Annotated in this window: 10 protein-coding genes and 1 tRNA gene; 7 read left to right on the top strand and 4 right to left on the bottom strand. The window is 68.7% G+C overall.

Features of this window, described 5'->3' with window-relative positions:
- From ENN83_RS16755 to ENN83_RS16765, 3 genes are all read left to right on the top strand, one after another.
- Window positions 1–426 (top strand): HisA/HisF-related TIM barrel protein (locus tag ENN83_RS16755; protein WP_287188959.1); only part of this gene is annotated, 426 nt, incomplete at its 5' end.
- A gap of 180 nt (window positions 427–606) precedes the next feature.
- The gene (gene hisF, locus ENN83_RS16760) at window positions 607–1368 is read left to right on the top strand and encodes an imidazole glycerol phosphate synthase subunit HisF (protein ID WP_287188961.1); all 762 of its coding nucleotides are present in this window, start codon (window positions 607–609) and stop codon (window positions 1366–1368) included.
- The gene (locus ENN83_RS16765; RefSeq protein ID WP_287188963.1) at window positions 1365–1676 is read left to right on the top strand and encodes a phosphoribosyl-ATP diphosphatase; all 312 of its coding nucleotides are present in this window, start codon (window positions 1365–1367) and stop codon (window positions 1674–1676) included. Before hisF ends, ENN83_RS16765 begins: the two co-directional genes overlap by 4 nt.
- On the opposite strand, the gene ENN83_RS16770 is transcribed toward ENN83_RS16765, so the two are convergent.
- From ENN83_RS16770 to rlmB, 3 genes are all read right to left on the bottom strand, one after another.
- Window positions 1673–2629: a magnesium transporter gene (locus ENN83_RS16770; RefSeq protein WP_287188965.1), complete on the bottom strand. Its 957-nt coding sequence runs from the start codon at window positions 2627–2629 to the stop codon at window positions 1673–1675. The two genes, ENN83_RS16765 and ENN83_RS16770, sit on opposite strands and share 4 nt — an antisense overlap.
- An 11-nt stretch (window positions 2630–2640) precedes the next feature.
- The gene (locus tag ENN83_RS16775) at window positions 2641–3117 is read right to left on the bottom strand and encodes a CoA-binding protein (RefSeq protein ID WP_287188966.1); all 477 of its coding nucleotides are present in this window, start codon (window positions 3115–3117) and stop codon (window positions 2641–2643) included.
- 202 nt (window positions 3118–3319) lie between these two features.
- Window positions 3320–4102 carry a 23S rRNA (guanosine(2251)-2'-O)-methyltransferase RlmB gene (gene rlmB / locus ENN83_RS16780; RefSeq protein ID WP_287188976.1) on the bottom strand — a complete coding sequence of 261 codons (783 nt, stop codon included), beginning with the start codon at window positions 4100–4102 and terminating at the stop codon, window positions 3320–3322.
- A gap of 112 nt (window positions 4103–4214) precedes the next feature.
- On the opposite strand from rlmB, the gene ENN83_RS16785 reads away from it, so the two are divergent.
- The 4 genes from ENN83_RS16785 (at window position 4215) to ENN83_RS16800 (ending at window position 7157) form a co-directional block, all read left to right on the top strand.
- A tRNA-Tyr gene (locus ENN83_RS16785) sits at window positions 4215–4298 on the top strand.
- Window positions 4299–4443: 145 nt separating this feature from the next.
- Window positions 4444–4626: a hypothetical protein gene (locus tag ENN83_RS16790; protein WP_287188968.1), complete on the top strand. Its 183-nt coding sequence runs from the start codon at window positions 4444–4446 to the stop codon at window positions 4624–4626.
- A 74-nt stretch (window positions 4627–4700) separates the two neighbouring features.
- Window positions 4701–5708 carry a hypothetical protein gene (locus ENN83_RS16795; RefSeq protein WP_287188970.1) on the top strand — a complete coding sequence of 336 codons (1008 nt, stop codon included), beginning with the start codon at window positions 4701–4703 and terminating at the stop codon, window positions 5706–5708.
- A gap of 162 nt (window positions 5709–5870) precedes the next feature.
- On the top strand, window positions 5871–7157 hold the full coding sequence (locus ENN83_RS16800; protein WP_287188972.1) for an O-acetylhomoserine aminocarboxypropyltransferase/cysteine synthase family protein: 1287 nt from the start codon (window positions 5871–5873) through the stop codon (window positions 7155–7157).
- Between the two features lie 45 nt (window positions 7158–7202).
- Here the strand turns inward: ENN83_RS16800 and ENN83_RS16805 are convergent, their stop codons facing one another.
- Window positions 7203–7889 carry an SIMPL domain-containing protein gene (locus tag ENN83_RS16805; protein WP_287188974.1) on the bottom strand — a complete coding sequence of 229 codons (687 nt, stop codon included), beginning with the start codon at window positions 7887–7889 and terminating at the stop codon, window positions 7203–7205.
- Window positions 7890–8048: the final 159 nt, after the last annotated feature.

The following is an 8048-nucleotide window of genomic DNA, read 5'->3' on the forward strand; positions in this document are numbered from 1 at the left end:
CGGGTGATCCTCGGCACCGTGGCGGTGGAGAACCCGGCGCTGGTGCACGAGGCTGCGCGTGCCTTTCCGGGTCGCGTGGCGGTGGGCATCGACGCGCGCAAGGGCAAGGTGGCAACCAGGGGCTGGGCCGAAGATACCAAGGTGACAGCCACGGATCTCGCCCGATCCTTCGAGGACGCCGGCGTGGCGGCAATCATCTACACCGATATCGACCGCGACGGAGCGATGGCGGGACCCAATATCGCCGCGACGGAAGACCTGGCCCGGGCCGTGGCGATTCCGGTGATCGCCTCGGGCGGCGTGTCGTCGCTGGCCGACCTGATCGGCTTGCGCGATACCGGCGTGATTTCCGGCGCGATCTCCGGGCGCGCGCTCTATGACGGGGCGCTCGACCTAGCCGCGGCGCTGGTCGCGCTGCGCAGCTGAAGCCGCGAAGGGGGGCGCTGCCCCCCGTCCTTCGGACTCCCCCCGGGATATTTCCGGCCAGAAGAAGCCCCTTTGCATCTTCTTCTGGCCTCAAATATCCCGGGGTGCGGGGCAGCGCCCCGCCTCCGACGCTTTCAACTCGCGCGCGCCCGGGCTATGAGGGCACCAAAGGAGCCACCCATGCTCAAGACCCGCATCATCCCCTGCCTCGACGTGGCCGACGGCCGCGTGGTCAAGGGCGTGAACTTCGTCAACCTCGTCGATGCCGGCGATCCGGTCGAGGCCGCCAGGGCCTATGACGCGGCCGGTGCAGACGAGCTCTGCTTTCTCGACATCCACGCCACTCATGAGAACCGCGGCACCATGTTCGACGTGGTCCGGCGCAGCGCGGAACAATGCTTCATGCCGCTGACGGTGGGCGGGGGCGTGCGCACGGTCGAGGATGTGCGCGCGCTGCTGCTGGCGGGGGCCGACAAGGTCAGCTTCAACTCGGCGGCGGTCGCCAATCCCGACATCGTGCGCGAGGCGGCCGAGCAGTTCGGCAGCCAGTGCATCGTGGTCGCCATCGACGCCAAGCGCGTGGCGCCCGGAAAGTGGGAGATCTTCACCCATGGCGGGCGCAAGGCGACGGGGATCGACGCGGTGGAGTTCGCGAAGACCGTGGTGGCCAAGGGCGCGGGCGAGATCCTGCTGACCAGCATGGACCGCGACGGCACCAAGGCGGGGTTCGATCTGGACCTGACCCGCGCCATCGTGGCGGCGGTGGACGTGCCGGTGATCGCCTCGGGGGGGGTGGGCACGCTGGATCATCTGGTCGAAGGGGTGACGGAAGGGGGGGCAAGCGCGGTTCTGGCCGCCTCGATCTTCCATTTCGGCACCTACACGATCGGCGAGGCCAAGGCGCACATGGCCGCGGCCGGTATCCCCGTGAGGCCGGCATGAGCGCGCTCGACCGGCTGGCGGCCACGATCGCGGCGCGCAAGGGGGCCGACCCCGAGACCTCGTGGACGGCGCGACTGCTGGCCAGGGGTCCCGAGAAATGCGCCGAGAAGTTCGGCGAAGAGGCGGTCGAGGCGGTGATCGAGGCGGTCCGGGGCGACCGCGCGAGGCTGACGGCCGAGGCGGCGGACGTGCTCTATCATCTGCTGGTGATGCTGGCCGCCCGCGACCTGTCGCTGGCGGACGTTCTGGCCGAACTCGAACGCCGCGAGGGGACAAGCGGCATTGCAGAGAAACAGGCGCGCGGCTAGCCCAGCACCGCCGACGCGATCAGGAAATAGATCAGCAGGCTGAGCACGTCCTGGATCACGCTGGCGATCGGTCCGCTGGACAGGGCCGGATCCCAGCCGATCCGGGCGAACGCCCAAGGCAGCATCAGCCCGATGGTGGTTGCGATCGCGCAGGTCGCGAGGATCGAGGCGCCCAGCACGGTGGCAAGCCCCGGCTGGCCGAACATCAGGAGTTCGAACCCCGCCGCCGCTGGCGCGAGGCAAAACCCGATCAGGAGTCCCGTGCCCAACTCGCCCAGCAGCACCCGCCTGAGCCCGCCCGTGGTCAGCGACAACCCCCTGACCGCGATGGCCTCGGTCTGGGTGCCGACCGCGTCCGCCAGATAGACGATCAGCGGGATGAAGAAGGCCAGCGCCACATGCCGTTCCAGCGTGGCCTCGAACCCCGAGACGACCTGGGTGGCCACCATGCTGCCTGCCAGCCCGATCATCAGCCACGGCAGGCGGTGGCGCATCCGCACCACGGGCGGCTCGGTCAGCGCGCGCTGGGCGTCCTCGGTGTGCCGCCAGATGCCCGCGAGATGGTGCAGGTCCTCCACATGTTCCTTGCGCAGGACCTGCATGATCGCATGGGGCGGCATCGCGCCCGGGAATCGCCCTTCGGCATTCACCACGGGCAGCGAGACCAGCGGTTCGCGGATCGCCGTGGAGGCGGCGTCCTCCTGGTCGGTGTCGGGGCCGATCGTCACCGGCGGGGCCTGCACGAACCGATCAAGCGACAGCGGCGAGCCCGCGGCGGCGAAGATCTCGGCCAGCCGCACCTGGCCGAGGAGCCTGTCCCCGCCCTCGATCACGATGACCGTGCCCACCCCGTGGTGGTTGGTGCCGCGGAGCCCGGCGATCACCTGGTCGGGGGTCTGGGCCACGTGCGCCACGGGAACGTCGCGGGTGATATGGCGCCGGATGTCGGGCATGGGGCCTCGGGTCAGAGCCTGGACGAGATGATCCCCGTCGCGAACCCGCCCATGCGGAGCTCGCCGAAGAGGCGCTGGTATTCGATCTTCGGGCAGCGGTTCTGGATCACCCGCTTGCCCGCCGCCTCGGCCCGGGCGGCGGCTTCGGGGTTCTGGACGCCGATCTGCATCCAGACCGTCGCCAAAGCGGGCAGATGCGTCAGCGCCTCATCGATGATCGGGGGGACATGTTCGGAGCGGCGAAAGATATCCACCATGTCGACCGGGATTCCGGCGGGAATCGCGGCCAGGTCGGGCAGGACCGTCTCGCCGAACAGCGTCTTGCCGGCATGGCCCGGGTTGACCGGGATCACCCGCTTGCCGCGCAGCCCGAGATAGCGGGCCACGTAATGGCTGGGCCGCACCGGATTCGGCGAGATGCCCATGACCGCGATAACCCGCGACTGGGTCAGCGTCTCTTTCAGGAAGTCGTCGGAATAGACTTTCATGGCCCGGAGCCTGACACAAAAAAGCGCCCGGGCGGGTTGCTCCCGGGCGCGAGTCGCGGAACGAGGGACAGTGAAGCAGGACAGGACCGTTCCGGGGCCCTGCCCTCTGGGTAATCAGGTAGGAAGCGCGCGCCCCGGCTTCCAGTGCGCTCAGCGAACTGTGATCGGGCCGTGTCGAGCAGGCGCAATGTCGCGGCATGGCCTATCCGGCCGGATCGGCGGTTGCAGCATAAAGCGCCACGGCCGCCGCGTTCGAGACGTTGAGCGAGCCGAACGCCCCCGCGGCCGGGATCCGGGCCAGCGCATCGCAGCTTTCGCGCGTCAGTTGCCGTAGCCCCGGCCCCTCGGCGCCCAGCACCAGCCCCACCGGCCCGTCCGCCTGATCCGCCAGCACCTGCGCCAGCGTCGCCTCGGCCGCGCCATCGAGCCCGATCAGCCGGTAACCGATTTCCTTCAGTTCCTCCATCGCGCGGGCCAGATTCGGCACCCGCAGATAGGGCTGGCGTTCCAGCGCGCCCGAGGCGGTCTTGGCCAGCGCGCCGGTCTCGGGCGCGGAATGGCGGTGCGGCGCGATCACGGCGGCCGCGCCGAACACTTCGGCCGAGCGCAGAATCGCGCCCACGTTATGCGGATCCGTCACCCGGTCGAGCAGCACGACCCGCCCCCGCGGCCCCGCGACGCACAGATCGACAAGCCGCCCCCAATCCAGCGGCCGCACCTCGAGCGCTGCGCCCTGATGCACCGAACCGGGATCGAGCGGCGCGTCGAAGCGGCGCGGATCGCAGATCTCGGGGGCGATCCCGCTGGCCGCGATGGCCTCTGCCAGCCGGTCGGCCGCGTTCTTCGTCACCATCAGCCGCAGCTTGTCGCGGCGCGGGTTTTCCAGCGCATCGCGCACCGCATGCAGCCCGAACAGCCAAACCGTCGAGGCCGCCGCCGCGCGCCGGGCGCGTTCCTTCTCGATCACCCAGGCGGGTTTCTTCACCACGTCCAGACCCTTTGCAAACTGGCGCGGACCTTGGGGCCTTGGTCCGCCCTCCGCAAGGGATTTTCCTGTTGACGCGCCCCGGAGCCCGGCGTATCCACCCCCTCACTCAGGGCGACGCGCTGCAAGGTGCGGCAGCGGACTGTAAATCCGCCGGGGAGACCCATGCCTGGTTCGATTCCAGGGTCGCCCACCATTCCCCCTCCCGACACATCCTGACGGCCCGGCGCGCTGGCTCAACTGCGGTCGTTCTTGCGGCCGCCGCCACATTCCTGTTGCCACATTTTCGCCAGATTCCTGCCCCAGTCTCGTCGTGGAATCGATGCGAAGGAGACAGGCGGATGACCGGAGTGATTCAGATGATCTTGTCGCGTGGCGTGGCCCTGCCCGGGCTGGCGGCGCGGGGGCTGATCGCGCGGGGGCAGGCGCTGATCGAGGAGCGTGACCGCGCGCGGATCAAGGCCCGGCTCGACTGGCGCGCGCCTTCGGGACGCTTGAGGTCGTGCAAGATGCGTCGGCGCTGAGCGGGCCGAACCGGCTTTTCCGGCCCGGACGGGCTGCCTATACTGGCCTGAACGACCGGGCAGGACCATGGCCGATGGCTGGGACGGGGACGAGAGCAGGCGGCAGGTTCGACATCGTGATCGTCGGCCAGGCCGGGCGGCTGCAATACGAGGCAGTGCTGTTCGCCGCCTCGCTGCGTGCCTCGGACCCGGATTTCGCGGGCCGCCTGATCGTGGCCGAGCCGCAGCCGGGGCCGCTCTGGCCCGCCGATCCGCGCATGGACGATCCCGGCGCGCGCGACGTGCTGTCGGAGTTCGGAGCCGAGATCCTGGAATTCGAAAGCCGCGCCTTCGGGGCGGCCTATCCCCAGGGCAACAAGATCGAGGCGCTGCTGGCGCTGGAGTCGGATCGGCCCTTCATCTTCTTCGACACCGACACGCTGATTACCGGACCGCTGTCGCGGGTGCCGTTCGATTTCGACCGACCCTCGGCCTCGATGCGGCGCGAGGGAACATGGCCGGTGATCGAGCCCTACGGGCCGGGCCAGTCCGCGATCTGGAAATCGCTCTATGACCGGTTCGGGCTGGATTTCGACAGTTCGCTTGACCCGAGCCAGCCCGACGACTACTGGCAGCGCTATCTCTATTTCAACGCAGGCTGGTTCTTTTATCGCTGCCCGGTCACGTTCGGCCGCCGATTCCTTGACATCGCGACCGCGATCCGCGACGACCCGCCGCCGGAACTGGTCTGCCAGCCGCTGGACCCATGGCTCGACCAGGTGGCGCTGCCGCTGGTGATCCATGGGCTTGGCGGCGGGCGGCCGGGACCGGAGCTTGCGGGGCTCGATGGCGACATGACCTGTCACTGGCGCACGTTGCCGCTGCTATTCGCCCGCGAAAGCGACCGCGTGATCGCCCTGCTGGAACGGATCTGCGCCCCGAACAGGGTCAAGAAGGTTCTCAAGGCGCATGAGCCGATCAAGCGTTTCGTCTATCAGGGCAAGGGCGCCAGGGCGCGGGCGCTGTTCGACCGCGCGGCCCTGCCCCGGCGCGAACAGGCGATCCGCAGCATTCTGAAACGCCACAATCTCTGGATGCGCTGAGCGGGACAGGCGGATGATCGGACCGGCCGGACCAGCGCCGCGGGGCCGGCGTTCCGGGCCCGACGGCAGCTGCGGAAGGCCGTCCTTTTGCCCGCCCTCATGTTGCCGGGTTGCGGGCGATAGCCTAATGCTGGCGGCAAACGGACAACAGGGAGAGTTCCGATGAGCGAGGCTCCGCAATACGGTTTCGACACGTTGCAGGTGCATGCGGGCGCGCGGCCCGACCCGGCCACCGGCGCGCGGCAGACGCCGATCTACCAGACCACGGCCTATGTGTTCCGCGACGCCGACCATGCCGCGGCGTTGTTCAACCTTCAGGAAGTGGGCTATATCTACTCGCGGCTGACCAATCCCACCGTATCGGTCCTGGCCGAACGCATCGCCACGCTTGAAGGCGGGGTGGGCGGCATCTGCTGTTCTTCGGGGCATGCGGCGCAGATCATGGCGCTGTTCCCGCTGATGGGGCCGGGGCGGAACCTGGTCGCCTCGACCCGGCTTTACGGCGGCACGGTCACGCAGTTCAGCCAGACGATCAAACGCTTCGGCTGGTCGGCCAAGTTCGTCGATTTCGACGATCTGGACGCGGTGCGGGCCGCCATCGACGAGGACACCCGCGCAATCTTCTGCGAGGCGATCGCCAATCCGGGCGGCTATATCACCGATCTGGACGCCATCGCGGGTGTGGCTGACGCCGCCGGCCTGCCGCTGATCGTCGACAATACCTCAGCCACGCCCTATCTCTGCCGCCCGATCGAGCATGGCGCGACGCTGGTGGTCCATTCGGCCACCAAGTATCTGACGGGCAACGGCACGGTCACGGGGGGCGCCATCGTCGATTCGGGGCGCTTCGACTGGTCGGCCAGCGGCAAGTTCCCCTCGCTTTCCGACCCCGAACCCGCTTATCACGGGCTGAAGTTCCATGAGACCTTCGGCCCGCTCGCCTTCACCTTCCACGGCATCGCCGTGGGCTTGCGCGATCTCGGCATGACGATGAACCCGCAAGCGGCGCATTACACGCTGATGGGGATCGAGACGCTGTCGCTGCGCATGCAGCGCCATGTCGAGAATGCGGTCAAGGTCGCAAGCTGGCTGGAATCCCATCCCAAGGTGGCCCGTGTGACCTATGCCGGGCTGCCCTCCTCGCCCTGGCACGAAAGGGTTGCGCGGATCTGTCCCAAGGGTGCCGGGGGGCTGTTCACCTTCGCGCTGAAGGACGGCTATGAGGCCTGTGTCCGGCTGGTCGGCGCGGTCAACCTGTTCAGCCATGTGGCGAATCTCGGCGACACGCGCTCGCTGATCATCCACCCGGCCTCGACCACGCACCGGCAGTTGAGCGAGACGCAGCAGGTCGCCGCCGGTGCCGCACCCGATACGCTGCGCGTTTCGATCGGGATCGAGGACGCCGCCGACATCATCGCCGATCTGGAACAGGCGCTGGCAAGGGTCTGAGGCAGTCCGGGCGGGGCGCGGTGGCGCGCCCTGCCCTTCTCGGGATTACTCGCCCAAGGCAAAGACCATCCGGACCCGCGCCTCGATGGTCAGTTCACCCGGCGCGACGGGGACCGCGTCGCCCCCCATCCGGGAGGCCTCTAACCTGACCGGATGCGGCATGTCGGCGCCTTCTTCTTCAAGAGACAGCACCGGACCCAATGTCAGACCGGCAGCATCGGCCAACAGCGCGGCCTTGCGCAGCGCCTCGGAGACGGCGCGGCGGCGGGCCTCGTCGCGCAGCGGCTCGGGGTTCTGCATCCCGAAGCTCAGCCCCTGGAACCGGTTCGCACCCTCGGAAATCACCCGATCGAGCGTCCCGGCCAGCCCGTCCAGTTCGCGCACCCGCACACTCAGCGTGTTCGAGGCGGAATAGCCGGTGATCTGCGCCCGCTGGCCCTGCTCGTGCCCGGTCCAGACCGGCGACAGCGAGAGCCCCGACGTCTGCAGGTCGCGCGGCTCGATTCCCGCAGCGCGCAGGTTGTCGAGCACCGCCGCAAGATCGACCGAAACCCGGTCCATTGCCGCCTCGGGGGTTTCAGCCTCGTGGGCGACGCCAAGGGTGATCGTCGCCATGTCGGGCGCGGCCTCCGCCACACCCTGACCGGTAACGGTCAACCGGGCGGGCGTCTCGGCGGCGACGGGAAAAGCCAGCATGCCGAGAAGTGCGAGAAGGGCAAACGGTCGTCTCATGGCGGTGGTTCCCTACCTTCACTCCGGGCTGAGCATCGCGCGCTGCAGCGCGCGCGGCAAGGCACCTTCCCTGAATTTGTCGCGAGGCTCTTCTATGGCTCGGCATTTTCCTGCTATGGTTCCGCGATACTGGTTTGGAGCCGGCGGGCGACCGGTTTA

The sequence above is a fragment of the Rhodovulum sp. genome (assembly GCF_011048875.1).
Lineage (GTDB): Bacteria > Pseudomonadota > Alphaproteobacteria > Rhodobacterales > Rhodobacteraceae > Rhodovulum > Rhodovulum tesquicola.

Bases quoted from the DNA above. Each gene is read 5' to 3' on its own strand.
- ENN83_RS16770 (WP_287188965.1), bottom strand. From the start codon at position 2,629: ATGCCCGACATCCGGCGCCATATCACCCGCGACGTTCCCGTGGCGCAC.
- ENN83_RS16800 (WP_287188972.1), top strand. From the start codon at position 5,871: ATGAGCGAGGCTCCGCAATACGGTTTCGACACGTTGCAGGTGCATGCG.
- ENN83_RS16775 (WP_287188966.1), bottom strand. From the start codon at position 3,117: ATGAAAGTCTATTCCGACGACTTCCTGAAAGAGACGCTGACCCAGTCG.
- ENN83_RS16765 (WP_287188963.1), top strand. From the start codon at position 1,365: ATGAGCGCGCTCGACCGGCTGGCGGCCACGATCGCGGCGCGCAAGGGG.
- ENN83_RS16790 (WP_287188968.1), top strand. From the start codon at position 4,444: ATGACCGGAGTGATTCAGATGATCTTGTCGCGTGGCGTGGCCCTGCCC.
- ENN83_RS16805 (WP_287188974.1), bottom strand. From the start codon at position 7,889: ATGAGACGACCGTTTGCCCTTCTCGCACTTCTCGGCATGCTGGCTTTT.
- ENN83_RS16795 (WP_287188970.1), top strand. From the start codon at position 4,701: ATGGCTGGGACGGGGACGAGAGCAGGCGGCAGGTTCGACATCGTGATC.
- hisF (WP_287188961.1), top strand. From the start codon at position 607: ATGCTCAAGACCCGCATCATCCCCTGCCTCGACGTGGCCGACGGCCGC.